This window comes from Nocardia brasiliensis, from assembly GCF_042691675.1.
Classification (GTDB): Bacteria; Actinomycetota; Actinomycetes; order Mycobacteriales; family Mycobacteriaceae; genus Nocardia; species Nocardia brasiliensis_D.
In genome coordinates, this window is record NZ_CP170507.1 from 1,533,035 (window position 1) to 1,555,860 (window position 22,826).

15 protein-coding genes and 1 tRNA gene are annotated in these 22,826 nt (G+C 67.2%); 5 read left to right on the forward strand and 11 right to left on the reverse strand.

All coding sequences use genetic code 11. The annotated features are described in order from the left end of the window. Positions 1 to 104: 104 nt before the first annotated feature. On the reverse strand, positions 105 to 1,163 hold the full coding sequence (locus tag ACFK0J_RS07105) for an Hsp70 family protein (RefSeq protein ID WP_378737659.1): 1,059 nt from the start codon (positions 1,161 to 1,163) through the stop codon (positions 105 to 107). A gap of 136 nt (positions 1,164 to 1,299) precedes the next feature. Next, entirely contained in the window at positions 1,300 to 1,842 is a 543-nt protein-coding gene (locus tag ACFK0J_RS07110; RefSeq protein WP_378737661.1) for a MarR family winged helix-turn-helix transcriptional regulator, read from the reverse strand. A 148-nt stretch (positions 1,843 to 1,990) separates the two neighbouring features. Between ACFK0J_RS07110 and ACFK0J_RS07115 the strand changes: the two genes are divergently transcribed. Continuing rightward, positions 1,991 to 2,065 (forward strand) — tRNA-Cys (locus ACFK0J_RS07115). A gap of 20 nt (positions 2,066 to 2,085) precedes the next feature. Here the strand turns inward: ACFK0J_RS07115 and ACFK0J_RS07120 are convergent. The 5 genes from ACFK0J_RS07120 to ACFK0J_RS07140 form a co-directional block, all read right to left on the reverse strand. After that, on the reverse strand, positions 2,086 to 3,147 hold the full coding sequence (locus ACFK0J_RS07120; protein ID WP_378737663.1) for an ABC transporter ATP-binding protein: 1,062 nt from the start codon (positions 3,145 to 3,147) through the stop codon (positions 2,086 to 2,088). Beyond that, positions 3,144 to 4,697 carry an ABC transporter permease gene (locus ACFK0J_RS07125; protein ID WP_378737664.1) on the reverse strand — a complete coding sequence of 518 codons (1,554 nt, stop codon included), beginning with the start codon at positions 4,695 to 4,697 and terminating at the stop codon, positions 3,144 to 3,146. Before ACFK0J_RS07125 ends, ACFK0J_RS07120 begins: the two co-directional genes overlap by 4 nt. 2 nt (positions 4,698 to 4,699) lie before the next feature. Continuing rightward, the gene (locus ACFK0J_RS07130) at positions 4,700 to 5,722 is read right to left on the reverse strand and encodes an iron ABC transporter substrate-binding protein (RefSeq protein ID WP_378737666.1); all 1,023 of its coding nucleotides are present in this window, start codon (positions 5,720 to 5,722) and stop codon (positions 4,700 to 4,702) included. Between the two features lie 124 nt (positions 5,723 to 5,846). Beyond that, positions 5,847 to 7,268 (reverse strand): metallophosphoesterase, encoded by a 1,422-nt coding sequence (locus ACFK0J_RS07135; protein WP_378737668.1) that lies wholly within the window; start codon positions 7,266 to 7,268, stop codon positions 5,847 to 5,849. Between the two features lie 31 nt (positions 7,269 to 7,299). Further along, the gene (locus ACFK0J_RS07140) at positions 7,300 to 7,905 is read right to left on the reverse strand and encodes a hypothetical protein (protein ID WP_378737670.1); all 606 of its coding nucleotides are present in this window, start codon (positions 7,903 to 7,905) and stop codon (positions 7,300 to 7,302) included. A gap of 153 nt (positions 7,906 to 8,058) precedes the next feature. Between ACFK0J_RS07140 and ACFK0J_RS07145 the strand changes: the two genes are divergently transcribed. Further along, on the forward strand, positions 8,059 to 8,871 hold the full coding sequence (locus ACFK0J_RS07145) for a CPBP family intramembrane glutamic endopeptidase (protein WP_378737672.1): 813 nt from the start codon (positions 8,059 to 8,061) through the stop codon (positions 8,869 to 8,871). A gap of 4 nt (positions 8,872 to 8,875) precedes the next feature. Here the strand turns inward: ACFK0J_RS07145 and ACFK0J_RS07150 are convergent, their stop codons facing one another. Then, positions 8,876 to 9,427: a TIGR03086 family metal-binding protein gene (locus ACFK0J_RS07150; RefSeq protein ID WP_378737675.1), complete on the reverse strand. Its 552-nt coding sequence runs from the start codon at positions 9,425 to 9,427 to the stop codon at positions 8,876 to 8,878. 512 nt (positions 9,428 to 9,939) lie between these two features. Here ACFK0J_RS07150 and ACFK0J_RS07155 point away from each other — a divergent pair. From ACFK0J_RS07155 to ACFK0J_RS07165, 3 genes are all read left to right on the forward strand, one after another. Beyond that, the gene (locus ACFK0J_RS07155; protein WP_378737677.1) at positions 9,940 to 17,355 is read left to right on the forward strand and encodes an SDR family NAD(P)-dependent oxidoreductase; all 7,416 of its coding nucleotides are present in this window, start codon (positions 9,940 to 9,942) and stop codon (positions 17,353 to 17,355) included. 5 nt (positions 17,356 to 17,360) lie between these two features. Next, positions 17,361 to 18,449, forward strand: coding sequence for an SDR family oxidoreductase (locus tag ACFK0J_RS07160; protein ID WP_378737679.1), 1,089 nt, complete (start codon positions 17,361 to 17,363; stop codon positions 18,447 to 18,449). Positions 18,450 to 18,815: 366 nt separating this feature from the next. Continuing rightward, complete coding sequence (locus ACFK0J_RS07165; protein ID WP_378737681.1) at positions 18,816 to 19,388, forward strand: hypothetical protein; 573 nt, start codon at positions 18,816 to 18,818, stop codon at positions 19,386 to 19,388. A 66-nt stretch (positions 19,389 to 19,454) separates the two neighbouring features. Here the strand turns inward: ACFK0J_RS07165 and ACFK0J_RS07170 are convergent, their stop codons facing one another. From ACFK0J_RS07170 to ACFK0J_RS07180, 3 genes are read right to left on the reverse strand one after another with little or no spacing between them, the layout of a single operon-like run. After that, the gene (locus ACFK0J_RS07170) at positions 19,455 to 20,396 is read right to left on the reverse strand and encodes a hypothetical protein (RefSeq protein ID WP_378737683.1); all 942 of its coding nucleotides are present in this window, start codon (positions 20,394 to 20,396) and stop codon (positions 19,455 to 19,457) included. Positions 20,397 to 20,398: 2 nt separating this feature from the next. Further along, positions 20,399 to 21,445 carry a 3-oxoacyl-ACP synthase III family protein gene (locus ACFK0J_RS07175; RefSeq protein WP_378737685.1) on the reverse strand — a complete coding sequence of 349 codons (1,047 nt, stop codon included), beginning with the start codon at positions 21,443 to 21,445 and terminating at the stop codon, positions 20,399 to 20,401. 26 nt (positions 21,446 to 21,471) lie between these two features. After that, positions 21,472 to 22,806, reverse strand: a complete 1,335-nt coding sequence (locus ACFK0J_RS07180; RefSeq protein ID WP_378737687.1) for a wax ester/triacylglycerol synthase domain-containing protein — start codon at positions 22,804 to 22,806, stop codon at positions 21,472 to 21,474. Between the last annotated feature and the right edge of the window lie 20 nt (positions 22,807 to 22,826).

Here is a 22,826-nt window from a genome sequence, read left to right on the forward strand (position 1 = left end):
CCGCCGGGCGGGCGGGGGCAAGCACCCCGCAAGTCGTGGGCAGTTGCGCGAAAGCCGGGCAGCCCCGGCAGAATTCCGATCCACTTAGCTCGGGATGTGCGCCGCTATCCGAAATGCGACGGCGACGGCACGACGATCTCCATCGGCGTCGGTGTGGTGCCATGGTTCGGTTCGGCCGAACTCTTGTCCATGGCAAGGATTCCCGCGATGGTCGCGCCGAGCGCCGCCGTCACCGCGACGGCGGCGATGAGCTTGCGGCGGTCGACCGGGCCGTGCACCAGCGAGGCGGACAGCGCCGCACCCGCGCGGGCGCGCGGCATCCGCACGTCGCCACTGTGCCGCTCCGCGGCGAGCAATACCGCACCGCGCGCCGAAACATAGTCCGGCTCCGGGTCATAGATGATCGGCAGGTCGATCAGCTCGGCCAGCTCCTCGCGAATGCTCGGATTGCGGGTGCAGCCGCCGAGTAGCACCAGCGCCTTGGGCTCGACGCCGCTCTCCTCGATCAGCTGGTGCACGAACGACGCCGAATGATGAATGCTCGCGGCGCACAATTCCGCCAGGTCACTGCGGGTGACCACTTCGCGTCCGCCGGAAATCGGGTCGATCGCGGTGACCACCCGCTCGCTGCTCAGCGCCTCCCGATGCCTGCGGCTGGTCAGCTTGTCGGTGAGCACGCCGCCACGCGCGAGCTGCCAGCGCAGCAGGGCGTCGTAGCCGTCGCCGCCGAGCACGGTACTGCGCTTGCCTGCCAGGATGGTGTCGGTACGGCAGTCGGCATGGGTGATGGTCAGCCCGGACGTGCCGAGGTCGTAGAGGAGCACCGAGCCGTCGTCGGGCAACTGCCCGGTGAATCGTAGATAGCGCAGCTGGGCCAGCGGTTCGTCGACGATGGTGAGGCGGTTGCGGCCCGCGACGGATCGGACGGCGTCGGCGTGCATGGTGCAGCGGCAGGTCACGGCGGTTCCGGTGACCAATTCGTCGCGCCGGTCCGCGGCGGCACGCATCTGGCGGATCGCCTCGAAAACGGGTTCTTCGACGCCGCCACCGGCGCGGCGCGGTACCTCGCAGCGGTCGATCGGGGGGAGGTGTGGCTGATCGGAATGCGTCAGCATCGCGCGTGCGCCGCCAGCGCCCGCCGACACCCCCAAGACCAGCACCATGGTTTACATGGTGAACCCTTTCGGGCCCGCTGCCAAGACAACAGGCTGGGAAATTCGCTAGTTGGATGCCGGACCGTTACCGGTTGGTCAATCGGAGCCTGTATTGGACCGTCCAGTACGGCCGTCGCGTTTCGGACTAGGTCGCGGACCAGTGTGCCTGTTCATTGCCGGTATCGAAGTCGCCTGCGGCATGTCGGAATTCCGCCAGTAGCTGCAGCAGGGTGTGCAGCCGATCCGGCGGCAGGCCGGGCAGCGCGAAGACCTTGGTATTGAGTTCCTCTGTCGCCTGCGCGACCAATTCCCTTCCGGCATCGGTGATCTCGATCAAGGTCGCGCGCCGGTCGGTGGGATGGGGCACCCGCTCGACCAGCTTCGCCGCCTCGAGTCGATCGACGGTATTGGTCACGCTGGTGGGGTGCACCTGCAACCGCGCGCTCGCCTTCGCCATCGGCAGCGCGCCGGTCTTGCTGAAGCTCAGCAGCATGAGCAGTTCGTATCGGGAGAAGGTCAAACCGGTCGGTTTCAGCGCCTCGTCCACCCGGGCCATCACGATTTGCTGGGCCCGCACGAGGGAGGTCACCGCGGCCATGCCGTCGGCCACGTCCCCCCAGCCGTGGCCGACCCATTGGCGATGGGCCTCCTCGATCGGATCGAGCGGAAGTGGGCGTGGCCGAGACATGTTCCGATCATTCCATGCGGGTGGGCGCGGGTCGGGGACATCCAGGGGGACTTCGGATCACACTGTCTTCGAATCGAGCGCGTTCTTCGAATCAGAGTGAGCGCAAGGGTGGGGCCGGGTGCCTGCTCAGGGCACTATCAATGGCGAGGCGGGCGTGGCTGAGTGGTTGAGGCAACGGTCTGCAAAGCCGTTTACGCGGGTTCAATTCCCGCCGCTCGCTCCAACAGGGGCTCGAGGGTCGCCTCAGGCGACGACGCTCGATTCGGCGTACGCCACCGCCGAACCGAGCACCTCGAGTCGCACGCGCTGGCCGGCGGCCGGGGCGGCGACGCTGGCCCGGCGCACGCGTACCGCGTCGCTGCGGCCATCCAGTGCGATGGTGAGCATCACGTCGGCGCCGCGGAATTCGACCTCCCGGACCACGCCGCTGTCCGCGTCGCCATTCGAAACAACATGGGCGACAAGCTGTTCCGGCCGCATCATGATGGTCGCCTGGCCGCTGGGCGCGGACTTCTGCACGGGAATCCGGCCGAGCACGCACTCGGCCACTTCGCCGTCCACCACCGCGTCCAGCAGCACGCAGTCGCCGAGGAAGCGAGCGGTGAACAGGTCCGTCGGCGCGGCGTAGACCTGTTCCGGCGCGCCGACCTGGGTGAACCGGCCGTCCCGCATCACCGCGACCTGCTCGGCGAAGCACAGTGCCTCTTCCTGGTCGTGGGTGACCAGGATGCTGGTCATTCCCGCCGCGCGCAGCGTGTCGGCGACGGCCTGCCTGGTCGTCGCGCGCAGTCCGGCGTCGAGCGCGCTGAACGGCTCGTCCAGCAGCATCACGTCGGGCTTGCGGGCCAGTGCGCGGGCCAGTGCGACGCGCTGTTGCTGACCGCCGGAGAGCTGGTGCGGTCGGCGGTCGGCGTAGGCGGGGTCCAGCGAGACCATCTCCAAGAGCTCATCGACCCGGCGCTTGCCGCCGCGCCACCCGGCGAACCCGGTGCGCAGTCCGTAGGCGATGTTCTGGCCGACCGTCAGATGCGGAAACAACGCGCCGTCCTGGGCGACGTAACCGATATTGCGGCGCTGCGGCGGCACCGAGAAACCGTCGCGGGCAACCATTTCCGAACCGATCGCGACCGATCCCGCGTCCGGCGTCTCGAATCCGGCAACGACCCGCAGCAGCGTCGTCTTCCCGCAGCCGGAGGAGCCCACCACCGCGGTCGACGTCCGATCCGGCACTGCGAGGGTGATCCCGTCGAGCACCCGGTGCTGGCCGAACGTCTTCGAAATATTCTCGACGACAAGCTGACTCATATACCGGCCGCCTTCCGGGATTGGGTGAACAGCAGATAGGTCACCGGCACCGCCGCGATGATCATGATCAGCGCATAGGGTGCCGCAGCCGCGTAGTCCAATTCACCGGACAGCGACCAGAACCGCATGGCCAGCGTGCGAGTCCCATTGGGCGCCAACAGCAGTGTCGCGGTCAGTTCGGTCGCGACGGCGACGAACACCAGCGCGGCGGCCGAGGCGGCGGCGGGGGCGGTGAGCCGCAGGGTGACTCGCACGAAGGTGACCGGGCCGGACTTACCGAGCGAGCGCGACACCTCTTCCAGTCCGATCGGCACCTGCGCGAGCCCGGCCCGCACGCTGACCAGCGCGCGGGGCAGAAACAGCAGCACGTAGGCGGCGACCACCATGGTCGCCGTCTGATAGAGCGGCGGCGCCCATCGGATGGTCACCGTCACCATCGCCAGCGCGATGACGATGCCGGGCAGCGAACTGGTGATGTAGTTGGCGCCCTCCACCATTCGGGCGAACACCGAGGTGGACCGGACCGCGATCCAGGCGACCGGGAACGCGCACAGTGTGGTGAGCAACGCCGCCACCGAAGCGAGCCCGACGGTCTGCCCGAGCGCCTCGCCGATCTCGGTGAAATCCCACACCTGCGCGCCGCCGATGCGCAGCCAGCGGCCGATGGTCCACAGCGGAACACCGAGTGCGCCGATGGTCACCACGGCGAGCGCGGCCAGCACCGGAATCGTGCCGGGGCCCAACCGGATCCGCGCGGCGGCGCGCGGCGCACCGCTGCCGATCCTGGCGTAGCGAGCCCGGCCGCGCAGCCCCGCCTCACCCGCGAGCAGCACCAGACAACACAGCACGAGAACACCGGCCAGCATGCTGCCCGCGGGACCGGCGAAACTGGACTGGTACTGCTCGAAGATCGCGGTGGTGAAGGTGTCGAAGCGAACCATCACGAACGCGCCGTACTCGGCGAGCAGGTGCAGCGCGATGAGCAGTCCGCCACCGAGAATGGCCAACCGCAACTGCGGCAACACGATTCGCGCGAACACCGCCACCGGCCCGGACCCGAGAGCCCGCGCGGACTCCTCCACCGCGGGGTCGAGGCGGCGCAGCGTGGCCGCCGCGGGCAGATAGACCAGCGGGAAGTACGACATGCTGGCGATGACCACCCCGGCGGACAGGCCGTGCATGGTCGGGAACGCGCTGACCCAGGCGTAGCTGTTCACGAACGCCGGTACCGCCAGCGGCGCCGCGAATATCGGCCCCCACCAAGCCTTTCCGGGCACATCGCTACGCTCGACTACCCACGCGAGGCCGACCCCGAGCACTATGCAGATCGGCACCGTGCACACCACCAGGCCGACCGTATTGGCCAGCAGCTGACCGACTCTGGGCCGGAACACCAGCTCGGCCGCCTGACTCGGCCCGGTCGAGAAGATCTCGGACACGATGTAGCCCAGCGGCACGAACGTCGCCGCCACCAGCAGCAGGGCGACGGTCGTGACGAGGGGCCCCGGTCGGCCGACCCGGGGCGCGGCGACAACGGTCCGAAGGGCCACGGCTAGAGCAGGCCCGCCTCGGTCATCAGCGCGGTGACCTTCTTCGCGTCCAGCTCGGACGGATCGACAATGGGCGCCTGCAGGTCGGCCAGCGGCGGCAGGGCCGGGTTGGCGGCGACATCACTGGCGACCGGGTACTCCATCGAGTCGCCGTCGCGCAGCACCTGCTGGCCCGCCTTGCCGACGATGAACGCCAGGAACTTCTGCGCCGACTCCTGCTTCTTGCTCGACTTCAGCACGCCGCCGCCGGAGACGCTGACGAACGCGCCGGGATCCTGGTTCTTGAAGTAGTGCAGCGCGGTGTGGCTGCTGCTCTCCTTGGTCTTGGCCTGGTCGCGGTACCAGTAGTAGTGGTAGATCACGCCGCCGTCCGGGTTGCCCGAATCGACCGCCTTCATGGTGGCCACGTTGTTCGGGAAGGCGGTCGCGTTCTCCTTCATGCCCTTCAGCCAGGCGCGGGTGGCGTCCTCGCCCTTCAGCGCGAGCAGGGCGGCCACGATGGCCTGGAAATCGGCGCCCGAGACGCCCGCGCCCCAGCGACCTTTCCACTGCGGCTGCGCGAGGTCGAGCAGTGAGGCGGGCAACTGGTCGGCCGCCACCTTGTCCTTGTTGTAGACGAAAACCGTTGAGCGAGCGGCCACTCCGGTCCACTTGCCGGTGGACGGACGGAACTGCGCGGGCACCTGGTCCAGCGTCTGCTTGGCCACGTCGGCGAATAGACCGGCGTTTTCCACCAGTGCCATGGCGGGGGAATTCTCGGTGAGGAAGACGTCGGCGGGCGATGCGACGCCCTCGGCGACGAGCTGGTTGCCCAGCGCGGTATCGCCGCCCTGCCGCAACGTGACCTTGATGCCGGTCTCCTTGGTGAACGCGGCCACCCACTCCTTGGTGAGCGATTCGTGTTGCGCGTTGTAGACCGTGATGTCTTCAGTGTCGTCGTCGGAGGAATTCGAGCATGCCTGGATGCTCAGCGTCGCTACCGTGACTGCCAGTACTACGGAGATCTTTTTCCAACCGACGGGCATCAGCTCGGTCCTTCCGCGTTGAATTCCCCATACATGTTGATGAGGCTTACCTAAGGAACATACCGCGTCCGACGTGCGCGGATGATATCGGTCCGACAGCGGCGCGGCCGAAATTCCCGTTCGGTTATTCGAGTCCCGAGAAATCGCGTAGCACAACGTGATTGCGGTCGGCGGTGGTGCCCAGGGTGTAATCGGGGAGTAGGCCGAAGTATTCGCCCCTGGTGGTGGCGCTCCAGCGGCGGGCGGCGTCGGTGCGGGTCTTGTAGAAGTTGACCATGTAACCGCCTTCGTACAGGCGGAGCAGGCTGTAGCCGCCCGGGTATTCCTTCACCGCGGCGACTTCCAGGAATTCGACGGCGCACGCGGTGTCGGGGCGGGTGCGGCGATTGCGGTGGGTGTGGCCGCTGTGCTGGAGGAAAACGCCGGGGGAGCGCGCGTACCGGGCTTGGAGTTCGGCGCTGTCTCGGCCGTTCAGCACGAAACCCGGGCCCGCGAGATTGGTGAAGCCGGATTCGATGGTGACCGGGTGGTGGCCGAAGACCAGGGTCGGCCGGTCCGGGTCGCCGCGCAATCGGTCGGTGAGCTGATCGAATTGCGGGCGGTCGATGGTGCCGCCGGAGCCGTCGAGTTCACTGGTGTCCAGGCCGAGCAGGCGCAGCCCGCCGACCTCGTGCTCGATCAACTGCTGGCGCGGGGTGAATGCCTCGGCGAAGCAGTCGTGGTGATCGGCGGGCGCGGGGCGGCAGCCGGCATAGTCCGGGCCGACGTGCGGGCGATCGTGGTTGCCGCGCACGACCAGGTAGTCGCTGCCCATGCTGCCCCAATCGTCGAGTCGCGCTCGGACGCCACGGGCATCCGGCAAGGACGCTTCATCGGTGAGATCACCGGCGATGAGCAGCAACTCGGCGCCACGGTCGGGGCGGCGCAGGTCGTCGAGCATGGCCGCCAACATCACCTTGGGATATGGCGGCACGTCCTGGCGGAAGCCGGGTGGCAGTCCGGCGACGAGCAGGCCGCTGACCTCTTCGCCGTAGTGCACGTCGTTGGCCAGTGCGAGGGTGCGCAGCGGGCGGCCGGGCGGCGGCACCAAGGTGGTGAATTCGCCGGTGGATTCGGGGGTTCCTGGGCTCAGTGTGGTCAAGGAAAGGGCCGGTACCGCGCGCACGCCGTGCGACCACGCCTCGAAACGGTAAGTGCGGCCGGGTTCGAGGCCGTCGATCTCGGCGTAGTGGAAGGGCGTCGGTCGCGGGTCGGCGTGTACCGGAACCGGCGTGCGCGCCGAATCAGCCGGAGCCAGGCGCACTTCCGCGTCGGCATCCACCGGCATGAGCCGTCCGGCGCGGTCGGGTGCCACCGTCGTCCAGGTGAGGATCACCGACCGATCGGTGATCGTGACCACTTCCAGATCGGTCGCGATCAGCGGATGCGGTTGGGCCCGAGCCGAACTCGGTCGCGCCAACGGCAGCAGCGCGGTCAGGCCGAGGACGCCGAGCAAGGTTCGCCGGGACGGCCCGCAACACGTGCTGCCCGTGGGTCGATTGCTCATAGCGCGCTCGTCGCCGCACGGGAGTGCTGTGTCAACGCCGTTCCGAGGGCGCGGAGCAGACCTTCCACTTACCGTCTTCCTTCTTCAGGTGTTCGGTGGTGTCGGTGTCGATATCGGGTGCGTGACCTGGAAGTTCCAAGGCGAGCTTGCCGGTGATGTGCGCGGTCGCGGCGTCACCGGTGATCATGATGCGGTCGATCTTATCGACGTCGACCGCGACTGTCGCCGAGGCGAACTGTTGCTTCTGTTCCTCCGGCAACGCGTCGAACTGGGCCCGATCCGCCGCGCACGCCGTGGCCGCGGCGGCCTCGAATCCCTTCGACTCGAGCGTGTCGTAGAAGTCGTGGATGGCCACTTCGATCCGCCTGGTATCGGAGGCGAACGGACCCTTCCCCTGTGCGGTCAGCACGGCCCCGATCGCCACCGCACCGCCGAGCGCGACCAGTAGCACCGCCACCAGCCCGACGATCAGGCCGACCTTGCTTTTCTTCGACGGTCTTTGCCCGCTCGGTGGTTCCGGCGGCGGATATTCGGCCGGTGGGTAGTCCGTCGGCGGCGGATAACCGGTGGGTTCCGCGGGCTGTCGCGGAAACTGCGGATCCTGGGACGGGGGCTGCCCGTCCGGCGGATAAGTCATCGTCTGGCCCTCCGTCAGCCCCCCTCGGCTCTCCTGAAGGCTACGGCAACCGGGCTCCCGGACGAGCGAAAAGCGGGGCCGATCAGCGCACCCGGCCGGGAGTCACCATTTCGTAGGATGTGGCCGCCGTGGGGTAGCCGATATGGTCGCGACGTGGCGTTATCCGTGAAATCACAGCGTGACCGACCCGCCGTCGCGATCCGGCTGGGGGTGGTTTTCGCGGCTGTGACGGTGTGGTGGCTGGTGCTGTACCACGGCGTCGACGCGGTGGTCGGCGACGAATACACCCGCGGTGGTCATGTGGTGCGTGCGGTCGGCGCGACGCTGTTCACCGTGCCGTTGATCTATGCGGCACGGCGGTTTCTCGACCGGCAGCCCTGGTCCGGGCTCGGCTGGTCATCCGTGGGACGCGGTGGGCGCGCGTTCCTGTTCGGCGCCGCGTGCTGGGGCATTCCCGCCTTGTTGTCCATGGCCTTGATGCTGTGGCTCGGTTGGGCGGATCTCACGCTGCGGACATCGCTGCCGGAGGTTTTCGCGCCGCTTCTGGGACTCGTCGTGCTGGTGCTGCTGTACGAAGCTGTTCCGGAGGAGCTCATTTTCCGCGGCTACTTCTTCACGAATTTGGCCGAACAATGGTCCACCGGAATAACTGTTGTCGCCCAGGCGGCGCTTTTCACGGGGTGGGGAGTGCTGATCGGCGCGGCCGGAGCGATCGACCGCGTCGTGCTGTTCTTCGCGTTCTCCCTGGTGCTCGGCGCGATTCGGGCTACGACCGGAAACCTGTTGGCATGCATGGGTTTCCACGCCATGTTCCAGGTGACTTCCCAGTTTCTCGCCAGCAAGTGGAATTACATCGATCTCGATGATCCCGATATGGCCGTCGTCGGTTTGGCTTTCGTCGTGATCCCGTTTGCCACTACCGCAATCGTGCTGTGGCTGCTGGCCCGGAAGCGGCGACCGGACTGAGCATTCACAACTTCGGCGGGACCGACCGTCCCGCGAACGCGGCGAGCCGGTCGATCGCCGGGGCGGTGTCCTCGATGTGCTGTGCCTCGGCGAATTGGGCGCCCCGCGGCCGGATGGCGAGTTGCTCCTGCAGGAAGGCCAGCGATTGTTCGGCGAGTTCGCCGGGCAGCCGCGCCGGAATCCCGGTGGCCTGCGCCAGATCCCAGCCGTGCGTGACCAGATCGGCGAGCCGAAGCCGCAATTGCTCGGCCAACGGGCCGGAATGGGATCGCTCGCGAATCTCGGGATGGTCGAAGATGGCGAGCAATGATGAGGCGGAGGCCCGGTAGGCCTCGACCGGGTCGTCGCCGAGCAGGTCGGCGCCGCGCTCGGGCAGCGGACTGTCGTTGATCAGCGCCGCGAACGTCAGATTCACCGTCACCAGATGTTCGACCACATCCCGCACATTCCATGCGCTACACGGCGTCGGCGCTGTCCACTGATCGTCCCGCACACCGGCCAATAGGTCGCCGACGGCTTCGGACGCACGCGCGAGATCCTCGACAGAAGCGGTCACACGGCGAGACTACGGCGTGCCGTGCGGCGCCGCCACGGGTTTCGCGGGGGAGCCCCGGAACGCTGGACTGTCGCCCGAGTAAGTCGACCGTTCAACATCGGGCGGCAATTGATTCCCATCCGCGGGTGCCTCGGCAACGAATAATGGTTGCCGGACCTCCGTCGTGTGGGCAATGAAATGTGCTGTCGCACAGCATTTTTCGCGATCGTGGGCTTGCGCTCGATGATTCCGCTTGGTAGGTTCGCGGTCGAATTCTTCATCGGTCCGCCCATCCCGATCTATCCGCGCCGCCCACCGGTGGCCGAATGTGGTGATCTCTTCCGTCGCCCTCGGCGGACTGTCGGTGGCACAGACCAGTCGCGCTGAAGAATTCGGATCAACCCTTGCCGTGGCATCGATCGTCGACGCCACCGTGCCCATGCTTCCGCTGCTCGCCGTGTGTGCCGCTCTGTTTGCCAACGATCGTCGCGATGACCACAGCCCCGACTCGGGGCATCGGACCAGGAGGATGAATGTCGGATTTCGGTGCCGCCCAGCAGAGTACGGACATCGCGATCGTCGGTGTGGCGCTGCGGCTGCCCGGCGGCATCGCGGACCTGGCCGGGTTGTGGACGACGTTGTCCGCCGGGCTCGATGTCGTCACCGAGATACCGAGCGACCGTTTCGATGCGAGCAGGATCGTCGCTCCCGGCGAGCGCCGGCCCGGCAAGAGCTACACCAGCGCGGCGGGCGTGCTGACCGACGTGGATATCGCCGCGTTCGACGCGCCGTTCTTCGGCATCTCGCCGCGGGAAGCGAGCCGGATGGATCCGCAGCAGCGAATGCTGCTGGAACTGGCGATGGAGGCACTCGACGACGCGGGTGCCGATATTCGCGAGCTGTCCGGCTCGGACACCGGAGTGTTCGTCGGTCTTTCCGAGGTCGGATACGCCACCCAGCAATTCGAGTTCCGGAACATCGACGCGTACACCAATTCCGGCGTCGCGCAGTCGATCGCGGCGAACCGGATATCCCACTTCTTCGACTTCCGCGGGCCGAGCATGGCCATCGACACCGCATGTTCCTCCGCCTTGGTGGCCTTGCACCAGGCATGCCAGGCACTTCGGACCGGCGAGAGCCGGGTATCGCTGGCCGGTGGGATAACCATCCTGCTCAACCCGTACACCATGGTCGGCTTCGCGCAGGCGGCGATGCTCTCACCGACCGGCCGGTGCCGGGCGTTTTCGGCCGATGCCGACGGCTATGTCCGTGCCGAGGGCGGCGGCTTCGTGGTGTTGAAGCGGTTGGCCGATGCCGTCGCAGACGGCGATCGCGTGCACGCGGTGATCCGTGGCACCGGGGTCAACTGTGACGGCCGTACTCCCGGGCTCGCACTGCCCAGCGCGGTTGCGCAGGAAGCCTTGTTGCGCAAGGTGTACGCCATGGCGGGGATCGAGCCGGACGAGGTCGGTTATGTCGAAGCGCACGGCACCGGCACGCCGGCGGGTGATCCGGTCGAGTGCGTCGCGCTCGGTCGAGCCCTCGGTGTGCCGCGTGGGTCGGGGCGTTACCTGCCGATCGGTTCGGTCAAGACCAACCTCGGGCATCTGGAGGCGGCCTCGGGCATCGCGGGATTGCTGAAAGCGATTCTCGTGCTGCGCCATCGGATCATCCCGCCCTCGTTGCACGCGACGCCGCTCAATCCGGCGATCGACTTCGACGGATTGCGCCTGGCCCCCGCCATCGAACAGACGGCGATGGATGCCGACCGGCCCGGCGTGGTGGGCGTCAATTCCTTCGGCTTCGGCGGGGCGAACGCGCACGCGATTCTCGCCGAGGCACCGCCGCGGCAGGCGGGCGCCGAGCCGACCCGTCGGCGGCTGCCGCTGGTCGTGTCGGCCCGCTCGGCGGGCGCGCTCACCGAAGCGGCCGGGCGGCTCGGTGCGCAGCTTGCCGATGCGACGCCGGAAAAGTTCTACGACGCCTGCTACACCCTCACGCGCAGGCGCAGCCGCCACTCGGATCGGGTGGCCGTGCTCGTCGATGACGGCCCGGCGGCGGCCCAACGGCTGCGCGCGATCGCCGAGGGCACGGAAGCCATCCACGAGAGGGTGCCGGAGACCGCACGCGGTCAGGTGGCATTCGTGTTCTCCGGCAACGGTTCTCAGTGGGCGGGCATGGCCGCCGACCTGCTCGCCGATTCGGTGTTCGGCGGTGTGATCGCGGCGGTGGACGCGCTGTTGCGGCCTCGCCTCGGTTGGTCGATCGCCGAGGAACTGTCCGCACCGACCGAGTGCTCCCGGATGTCGGCCACCGAGGTGGCCCAGCCTGCCCTGTTCGCGGTGCAGCTCGGCGTGGCCGAAATGTTGCGGGTCCGCGGCGTCACTCCGGCGGCCGTCGTCGGTCACAGCGTGGGCGAGGTCGCGGCCGCATACCTGGCCGGTGCGCTCGATCTGGATGCGGCGTGCCAGGTCATCGCCGAACGCAGCCGCGCTCAAGCGACGACCGCGGGCCGGGGCAAGATGGCCGCGGTCGGACTGCCCGCGGGTGAGATCGCGGAGCTGCTGTCCTCGTGGCCGGGACTGGAGATTGCCGGGATCAACAGCGGCAAGGACGTCACGGTCAGCGGCGACGCCGGCGAACTCGCCGAGCTGGCGGCACGTCTGGCCGACCGCGATGTCTTCTTTCGGGAGCTCGATCTGGATTATCCGTTCCACAGCAAGGCCATGGACGACCTGCGGCCGATGCTGCACACGGGGCTGGCCGGACTCAGTCCTACCGCAACCGAGGTGCCGTTGATTTCCACGGTGACCGGAACCGAAATCGACGGCACCGAACTCGGTGCCGAATACTGGTGGCGCAACGTGCGCGAACCGGTGCTGTTCGCCACTGCCATCGAGCAATTGATCGCTGACGGCTTCGACATCTTCGTAGAGATCGGCCCGCATCCGGTGCTGCGGGGTTATCTGCGGCGGCTGGCCAAGTCGTCGGAGACCCCAGCCGTCGTGGTGCCCACCCTCGTTCGATCGGCCGACGGAGCGCAGGCCGTCGACGCCGCGGTCGAGCGTTTGATCGAGGCGGGCGCGCCGCTCGATTGGACCCGCTACTTCCCCGACCCCGGGCTCGTCACGGACCTGCCACGCTATCCGTGGCAGCGGGAACAGCACTGGAACGGCAACCCGGACTGGAGCTTCCGCGACGGCGGTGATGGCACGATCGATCATCCACTGCTCGGCGAACGTCTCACGGTGCTCGAACCGACCTGGCGCGACGTCATCACCCCGCCGCGGGTGCCGTGGTTGGCCGACCACCGGGTTGCGGGCGCGATCGTCATGCCCGCCACCGGCTTCCTCGAAATGGCCCTCGCCGCGGGTCGCCGGGTCCACGACGCTCCCGTCGAGGTCACCGACCTCCAGATCACGAATGCTCTCGTGCTCGCACCGGACGCGTCCGCCCCCGCGGTCAGCCTTCAGGTGTCGCTGTCCGAAACCAGCGGTGCCGTCCGGATCGCGAGCAAGGCGGACGGGAATCCGGACTGGCAGGCCAACGCGACGGGTCGCGTCCGGCGCCTGTGGCGGCCTCGGCCCGCGTCGGTCGACCTCGCCGAACTCCGCGCCACCCTGATCGAGAAGATAAGCGGGGCAGAGCATTACGTTGCTACCGCCCGCGCCGGGCTCGACTACGGCCCGTCGTTCCAGGTGCTCGAGCAGCTGGAGGTCGGCCACGACGAGGTGCTGGCCGCCTATCGCCTCGACGCTTCGCAAGCCGGATACGAGGTCCATCCGGCACTGCTGGACGGTGCACTGCAAGCAGGCGCGCCATTGCTCGCCGACATCGCCGACGGCCGTGCCTGCTTCCTGCCGCACGCGGTGGGGATCGCGCGCTGCTGGAACCAACCCCCCGCCGACGGGTTCATCCAGGTCCGGTCGCGTGCCCGCCACAACGACTTTGTCCGCTGGGACATCACGGTCACCGATGCCGAGGGCGTCGTCAGCGTGCAGCTCACGGATGTGTGGTTGCGACGATTCCGAGCGGCCACCGGCGAGCCCGTGCAACAGCATGCGTGCGTGCTCAAAGCCGCGCCGCACTACGAGGCGCCGATCACGAGTACACCCGTGCCGTCGGCCCGCGAGCTGGCAGCGGCCGCACGGGTGTGGCTCGAGCACAGTGCCGCGGTGACCCCGCCATCGCCCGATCTCGTGGCCCGGGCAATCGCAACATGCACCCATTACGCCGTCGCCGCGCTGACTCGGCTCCTGCCCGAGTCGCCGACATTCGCCCTCGACGACGCCTTGGCGGCCGGCCTGCTTCCCAAATATTCGAGGCTGGTCGAACTGCTGCTGTCGATGGCGTGCGCGCACGGTTTGGCCGAGCCGGTGGGTGAACGCCAGTGGCGCTGGACCGGTGAGGCCGAACCACAGGCACAGCTGCGCGCCTGGCTGACCGAGTTTCCCGAGGACGTACCCGAGGCGACACTGAGTACCTATACGGCGCGGCGGCTGCCGGAATTCCTGCTCGGGCAGGGGGATCCGCTGCAGGAAATCTTCAATGACGGCGCGTCGCTGCTGGAGCAGACCTACGACGTCGGCCCTATCGCCCAGTACGACAACGAGATGCTGCGCGCGGTGCTGAAGGCGGTAGTAGAGCACTGGCCGAACGATCGGCCGCTGCGGGTGCTCGAGATCGGCGCCGGGACCGGCGGCACCACCGCGGCATTGCTGCCGTTGCTGCCACCGGAGCGGACCCGCTATCTGTTCACCGACGTGAGCGCTGCCTTCTTCGTCAAGGCGCAGAAGCGTTTCGCGGCTTACGAATTCGTCGACTACCACCGGCTCGACCTCGACCAGGACCTCGACGCCCAGGGCTTCCCCGAGCGCGGCTTCGACCTCGTCGTCGCCTCGAACGCGCTGCACACGGCCGCTGACCTCGCCCGCTCGATGACCTCGGTCGGCCGCCTGCTCGCCGAGGGCGGCCTACTGCTGGCCACCGAAGTGCACGAGCCGCATCTGTTGGCGCTGCCGTACGGCGTTCTGGACGGCTTCTGGAGCTTCACCGACAGAGAATCGCGGACCCGATCGCCGCTGCTGTCGCGCGCGCAATGGCCAGATCTGCTGCGCCGCTGCGGCTTCGCCGAGGTGCGGCAGCTGGGCGGTGAGCGGGAGTCCATGGCCGACGCGTCCTCGGTCATCCTCGCCACCAAGGCCGCGGCCGCCGAAATCGTTCCAGTGCTGCCACCGGCTCCGCTGGGAGCTCAATGGATACTGCTCGCCGAGGACGACACGGAACTCGTATTCGCCACGGCACTGGCCGACCGGCTGATCGAGGCAGGCAGTACCGGGACGCACGTCATCACCGCGAGCGAGTACGCCCGTGCGGGATTGCCGATCTCCCCCGATACCGAGTCGGTGCGGCTGGTGTTTCTGCTGTCCGCCGCGCCCTCGGCCGAGCCTGCCGTCGCCATCGAACGGACGGTGCGCCGTGCCGCCGTGCTGCGCGCCGTCGCCGCTGTGCTGCGGGAGCTGCCGTCTACCGTGCAGGTGCGGTCTTGGCTCGTTGCCCGGCCCAGTGGCGCGCTGCCCGCGCCGGAGCGGGCGGAGATGCCAGCGGACGCCGCGCTCTGGGGGGTGGCACGGACGCTGACCAACGAGCAGCCTGCGCTCGGCCTCAAACGAGTCTCCCTCGAACGCGGTCCGGAGCTCACCGCGGCCGCCGACCGGTTGGCGCGCGAGTTGCTCACGCCCACCGACGAGGACGAGGTGGTGCTGACCTGCGAAGGGCGCTTCGTGCCACGAATTACCGACGCTTCGTCGGAGGTGACCGTGGTCGCGCCCGGCGACCCCGAGCCCTACCGGCTCGCACTGCATAATCCCGGACTGTCCTGCGAATTCTCCTGGCAACCCACCTCGCCGAAGGTTCCCGGACCGAAGGAGGTGGTGGTCGCGGTCCGTGCGACGGCGCTGAACTACCGCGATGTGCTGCAAGCGGTCGGAATGCTGCCGCCGGAGGCCATCGACGGCACGTTCGCCGAACAGGGACTCGGTTTCGAGTGCGCCGGGGTGGTCACCGAGATCGGTGCGCAGGTCCGCGACCTCCAGCCGGGGGACCGCGTGTATGGACACGCCCCCGCCGCGCTTGCGTCACACGTCGTTACCGACGCCGAGAATGTCGGCAGGATGCCCGACACCATGTCCTTCGCCCATGCCGCCACGCTTCCTGTCGCGGTGTCCACCGTGCACTACTCCTTGCACACCTTGGCGAAGTTGGCGCCGGGAGAGGTGTTGCTGGTGCATGGCGGAGCAGGCGGCGTCGGCCTGGCCGCCGTCCGATACGCCCAGCAGCTCGGTGCGACGGTCGTCGCGACCGCCGGGTCCGCGATCAAACGCGAGTTCCTGCGTTCGCTGGGGGTCGAGCACGTCTTCGATTCCCGCAGTATGGCTTTCGTGGCCGACGTCGAGGCCGTCACCGAGGGACGTGGGGTGGATGTGGTGCTCAACTCCCTCGCCGGGGAGGCACTGCATCGCAGCCTGGAGCTGTTGCGACCGCACGGCCGGTTCGTCGAATTGGGCAAGCGCGACGTGCTCGAAAACAATCCCCTGCTGCTTCGGGCGTTGAAGAGAAATATCAGCGTGTTCTGCGCCGACCTGAGCACCATGGATGTCGATCACCCGGTGTTCGGCTCGATGCAGTTCCGGAATGTCGCCGGGGAGATCGCATCGCGGGGCTACGCCGCACTGCCACATGTGGTGTATCCCGCCGCACGCATCGAGGAAGCCTTCCGGGTCCTGCAGCATTCCCGGCACATCGGCAAGGTCGTCGTCTCGTTCGACGGTGCGGTGCCCGTCGAGCGCGCGCCCGCACCGGTGCGGCTCGATCCGGCGGCCACCTATCTGGTCACCGGCGGATTAAGTGGGCTCGGCGCCGCAACGGCGCGCTGGCTCGCCGACCGTGGGGCCCGGAACTTGGCGTTGGTCAGCCGCAGCGGGCCGCAGGCGCCGGAAGCGCCGAAGCTCATCGACGAACTGACCCTGCGCGGCGTCGCGGTCACCGCCCACGCCGCCGACGTCACCGACCGGGACGCCATGCTCGAGGTGTTCGCGGCGATCGATGCCACCGGGCACCCGGTCCGCGGCGTGATACATGCCGCGATGGTGCTCGACGACGCGCCGTTCGCCGAACTCGACGACGCCCGGTTCGCTGCCGTGCTGATTCCGAAGATGCAGGGGGCGCTGACCCTGGCCGAACTGGTCGAAGGGCGCGCGCTCGACTTCTTCGTGCTGATCTCGTCCGCCAGTTCGGTAATCGGGCAGATCGGGCAGGCCAATTACGTTGCGGGCAACTTGTTCATGGAGGCATTCGCCAGGCAGCGGGAGCAATCAGGTCTCGTCGCCCAAGTCATCGCCTACGGCGCGATCAGCGACGCCGGACATGTCGCCCGCACCGGTATGGCCGACCAGCTGTCGGGATTCGGGTTGCGAGTCATCTCCGCCGAGGAGGCGCTGGCCGGTCTCGAGCAATTGCTCGGCGCCGAGCGCAACGGCACGTCCGTCGTGCGAATCGACTGGGGTCCGCTGGCCACTATGCTCCCCGGCATCCTGGCGCCACGGTTCGAGCGCGTGCGGCCGCCGGTCATCCACGGCGTGGAGGGCGGCAAGAGCGCGTTTCGCGCTGCCATTGCGGCGGCTGCCCCCGAGGACGCCGAGGAGCTTGTTCAGCAGGCCATGGTCGGGCTGGTCGCGCACGTCATGCAGACCACCCCCGACCGAATCGACTTGCACCGGCGGCTCGACGAGCTGGGGCTGGACTCGCTGATGGCCGCCGAGCTGCTGGCGGCGATTCGTCACCAACTGGGGTGCGAGCTTTCGGTCATGGACGTTGCGCGGGGCGGTTCGCTGGCGCAACTCAGCCGCGTCGTCCTGGCCGCGCTGAAACCGGCGCGAGAGAGGAGCTGAGTACTGTGGCCGAACCGACGGTTGCCATCACCGGTGCCACCGGATTCCTCGGCATCCACCTCGTGCCGGAGCTGCTGCGCAGGCACGCCGGGCTGACCGTGCTGGCCCGCGGCGCACCGAAGTCCGTGCTGGCCAGGCTGATCGGGCTGCTTCGGTTGACCGGCGGCCGCTGCGACGAACTCGCCGAACGAGTCCGTGTGGTGCAGGTGGACCCGGTCCGACCCAGGCTGGGTTTGTCGGAAACGAGGTTCCGTGAGCTAGCCGACGAGTTGCAGGTGATCTGGCATTGCGCGGGCGATACCACGCTGGCCGCTCCGCTCGAACAGTTACGGCAGATCAATGTCACCGGCACCCGCCACGTCCTGGAGCTGGCCGCGGCCGGGACGCAACGGCCGCTGGTCTGCCACACCAGTTCGGTCGGCGTGGCGGGAGCCAGGCGGCACGGAACGATCCCGGAGCAACGGCAAGACGACACATGTGGATTCGAAAACCCTTACGAGCGAAGCAAATACGAGGCCGAAACGGTTGTGCACGAGTGGTTTGCCGAGCACGCCAGGCCGGTGATCGTCTTCCGTCCCAGCGTGCTCATCACCGATCTGCCCCGCCGCCCCGAATTCCCCAAGCACACCCTCAGCTTTGTCGCCGAGGCGATCGAAAGCGGCATGACCGGATTCGGATTGGACCCGCGATCACCCAACACCCCGCGACTCCCGGTGCGGATTCCCGGCGACCCCACCGCGTCGATCAACCTCGTACCGGTGGACCATGCCGCGGCGACGATGGCCCGCCTCGCCGACCGCGCACCGTCCGGCGGCATCGACACCTATCACGTTGTCCACTACCGAAACACGTTGATCGCCGACATGCTGACCGCCTTCCAACGCACCTACCCCGTCGACGCCCACCTGGTACCCAGACCCCCCGACGACCAATCCCCCTTGGAAGGGCTCCTGCGAGAACAAACCGCCTTCCTCGGCTATGCCCGCCACCACCGCCGCTACGACGATTCCCGAGTACGCGCCGCCCTCGGCCCACCCACTCCAGCGTCCGACATCGACTTGAACTACCTCCAGTCCGCCATCCGGCCCGAGTAACGGCAGTGGAGAGTTTGCCATTCGCCGACCGCTCTTGACGGAAGGCGGTGGGAAGCCGATCATTTCGCGTCACCACCCATCTTCTGTCCGCGTCGCAACGAACAACGATCGGGACTTGATTACTACCGGGCGGAACGGTCCGCGCAGAGTGGAATCCGGCTTTTCCATCTTTCCGGATGGTAGCGTCCGACCTGCGATCGAGTTCTTCATCAGCTCTACCCAGGGTTGCGGCTGCGCCGGTGACTGGCTTGTCTGCCTATTCGGTGTTGCCGTCGAACCAATATATGGACGATGGGAAGGATTTCGATGGAACAGCAGCAAGAGGTTACGAGCTCGGCCCGAGGGCACAGGGGAGCTCGGCGTGGGGTGTTTATCGCTGCGGGATTGTTGGGTGCATCGGCGCTGGGATACAGCCTCGTGGGCGCTCCGCAGCCGATCGCGGCGGCCGCGAACGGCACGGCCTATACCTGTGATATCCCCGAGACCGACGTCAGCTTTACGTATCAGGCGGAAGAAGGGGCTGCCGGATACTACGAGTTCGAAGTGCCCGAAATGAAATTGTCCGGCGAAAGCGAGAAGTGTGACAAACTCGACGCGGCGACTCTTACCGTGGAGGACGATCGGGCGAAGTACAACGAGCAGGGTAAAACGTGTGAAATGAAGGTTTCCGGCATCGCCGACCCGGACAATAAGTTCAAGAACGGCACGGGCACGGTCAAGGCTGCTGTCGGTGGGGGTGAGTCGACAGCAACAGCCACGGCCGACACCACGGAAAAGAGCGACCAGGGTGAAGGCTCCGCGAAACTCGACGTGGAGTTCAAGGGCCTGAAGGTGAAAGAGTGCGCGGCCGGCGGGATCGGGGGCGAGGTCGGCGAAAAGGTAACGGTGACGATCACCGGGGGTACCGTCGAGTTCGCCCCGAAGAAGGCGGACTCGTAGCGGGCAGTCGTAGCGCCGCGCCGATATACCATCGGCGCGGCGCTTTTGTTTTCGAATCGCCTTGCTCTACATGCCGATCCGTTCGACGTGCAGGTCGGCAACGAGATCAACCGGTGTGACCGGTTGCGAGCGATAGGCCACAGCAGCCGCGGAGCTGTCGTCGGCGGCAAGGAACACCACCACGCGGGCATTGTCGAGGCGACCGGTGTCGGCCGCGGCCAGGTAGGCGTGCACCGGGGCCGCGGTATAGGGATCACCGACGGCCGGGTCGACGCCGTCGACGGCGGTGGCAGGCACATCCAGCCGTTCGGCGAGCAGCTTGGTGAACCCGGGTATCGGTGCGGGCGCGAGCAGCACCGCCGTGCCGTCGGCGATATCGGTGCGGTCCATGCCTTCCGCCGCCAGGCACTTTCGCGCGACCGCGGCCGCGGCGGTGACCGGATCACCCATTCCGGAACGCACCGATATCACCGAACGACCGCGACTGCCTGCCGCGCCCAGATCCAGCCATCCCGACGGTTCCACCGCTCCGGCTGTTTCGGTGGTGTATGGGCGGCCGAACCCGCCGGCTCCGGGGCAGGACCGCAGTAGGAGCGCGGAACCGGTTGCGGTGTAAGGGAAGTCGGCCACTGTACGTTCGGTCGAGGGGTGCGCGTCACCGGCCAAGATGAGCGCATACTCGAGCGCGCCGGGCGCGAGCAGGCAGTGCGCCGCCGTCAGTGCGTGTAGCACTCCGGTGGCACCACTCATGATGTCGAACGAGAAGGCAGGCACCTGGCCGGATCGATAATCCAGACCGATCTCCAGGCGCTGCTGGATAAGGGCCGCGACCGCGGGCTCGCAGATGTTGCTATCGCGAAAGACACCCGCATTGATCACGATGCCGATCCGGTCGGGTCCAACTCCGGCCCGTGCCAGACAGGCTCGGCCCGCGCGAGTCGCCAGCTCGAGATAGCTACCGGTATCGGCATCGGTGCACACACTGGCCGAAACGATGGCGGTGCTCATGATCAGGCCTCCAGTCGAGAGAGGGTGGCGGCCAGATGGCCGGAGACGGTGCCGGAAGCCTGCGAGACCAGGAGAACCTTGGCACCCTTCGGAATGCGTTGCTGGGCAAGATGTTCGTGCAACACCAGGAAATGTGAGGTGGACGCGGTGTTGCCGAACTCCTCGAACACGTTGAGCGCTTCCGGCATCGGAGTGCCGAAGTGCCGTTCGGACAGCTCGCTCATGTGCTTGATGGCCGGGCCGGAAAACTGGTGGTGGATCCAGTAGTCGTAGTTCTCGCTCGCCCAACTGCGTCCGGTCTCGATCATGAAGTCGGTGGCCCGGGCCATGGCCTGCGAGTAGCGGGATTTGCTGGTCAGCGCGCGACTGTCGGTGTACATGGCGAGGCCGGTGGTCTTGTCGCTCGGCATGCCCATGCAGTGCTGGGCACCGGCGGAGGTCGTCATCAAGTCGATATGGTGGATCTCGTCGTTGTCGTCGCCGCGGTCGTCGACCACCACGGCCACAGCGGCATCCCCGACGGTAAGGGCAGCGAACTGCGGGTCATATGGTTGACTGATCTCGCGAGCGGCGGTGTCGGCGATGGAAGTGATCTGCTCTCCGCTGACCACCAAGCCGTTGCGGACCACCCCGGCCCTGATCATGCGGTCCAGCACCAGCACGCCGGTCACCATCCCCGCACAAGCATTGGAGATGTCGAAATGTAGTGCGCTGGTCGCCCCGATGGCATTGCGGAGCATCAACGCGAATGCCGGTGCGTAGCAGAAGAAGTCAGGCCCGCGGAAGCGTGAGATGGACACCGATATCACCACGTCGAGTTCGTCGGCCCGGTAGTCCGAGTGCCGCAGGCAGTCGTCGATGGCGGCCAGCGCGAGCTCGAACGACGATTCGTACTCATCCGGGTCGGCATTGTGTACGCGCCGGTTCTTGATCCCGGTGATGCGCTCCAGATGCAATGGCAGCGGTACCGAAAGTCCGGCGAGCACTTCCTCGGTAGAGCGGATGGTGCTGGGTGTATACGCGCCGAGTGATTCGAAACGTGTACGCATGGCTCTTTCTCCTGTCGACAGGTGAATCATGGGTGCGCAGGTGTTTTCGCCGTGGCATGACCGCTGATCCGGCTGGTCGGCAGGTCCGACAACTCGGCGAAGGCGCGGATCCAGAGGTCGGCCAGTTCCTGACCATTCGGCGTTGCCTCGTCGGTGACGACGCAAATTCCGATTTGATCGTGACTGTTGACCAGGTAGGCCCCCAGTGGATGTCCGGGGGCGAGAGGTCCGAGGCCGATGGGATCCGACACGATGCGTCCGTTGCAGCTCAGTGGGTGTTCCGGCCCTCGGATATTGCTGGCGACCAAGGAGATTTGCCAAGGGGAGAAAAGGGACAGGGCTACTCCTGCGATAAGCCACGCGGGCAGTGACCGCTGAATAGCGCTGCCGACAGCGATTTGGTCTGCGTTCTCCGCATGATGGGTATGTGCGGCAATCGTGGTGAGCCGGCGCACCGGATCGGGTTCATCGCAAGGCAGTGGCACCCGCAGGCTCGCAACGCTATTGCCTAGGCGAACTCCACCTTCCCGAGGGCGCAGGTCCACCGGCACGAGCGTCCACACACGGCATGGCCGACCGCGCCGCCAGGGGGTGTCGGACCATTCGCGCAATGCGGTAGCGAGCGCGGCGAGGAAGATATCGTTGACGGTGACGCCGTGCTTGCGTGCGGTGTCATGAACTGATTGTCGGTCGACCCAGGTCCACGCGAATAGCCGGTTTCCTTTGCCGATGGACTTCCGGAACGCGGGTCGGGCAAGCGGTAGCAGCCGTCCGACATAACGAGTGACCCCTTTGACAAGAGCCAATCGACCACTCTGCTCGGGCGCTGCGACGGGCGTAGCTCCGGCCGAAACTTTTGCAGGCGCCATGACGGGGCAAAGGAGATGCTGAGCAAGTGCCGCGACTGACGCGCCGTCGAATAATGCGTGATGTGCCTTCAACACGCCGAACCAGCGATCAGCAGAGCCGTCATGGACGAGCCACAGTTCCCACAGCGGTCGATGTCGCGGCAGCGGGGCGGCCATGATGTGTTCGGCAGCTTCCCGTAAACCGGTTCCGGGCGGACACGCGAATTCCCGCACTTGTTCCCCGATGGCTGTGGTTGGCACGGCCACCCAACGCGGTGGCCCGGTATCCGACAGTCTCGTCGCAAGGATCGGCCAGGCCGCCAAGCGAGGCTGCATCTCGTCGCGAAATTCCGCCAATGTCGGCGCAGCGCCGGCGAATCGAAAACCGGCGCCGATTTGCACGTGTTGGGTCCGCCACAACCGGTCGTGCAGCAGGAACGCCCGCTCCAATCCGTTCAGCGGAGTCGCTCCGTCGATCGGGGTCTTCTCGCTGTTTTCGTCCAAGGATCTCATCGACAACCTCCGTTGATTCG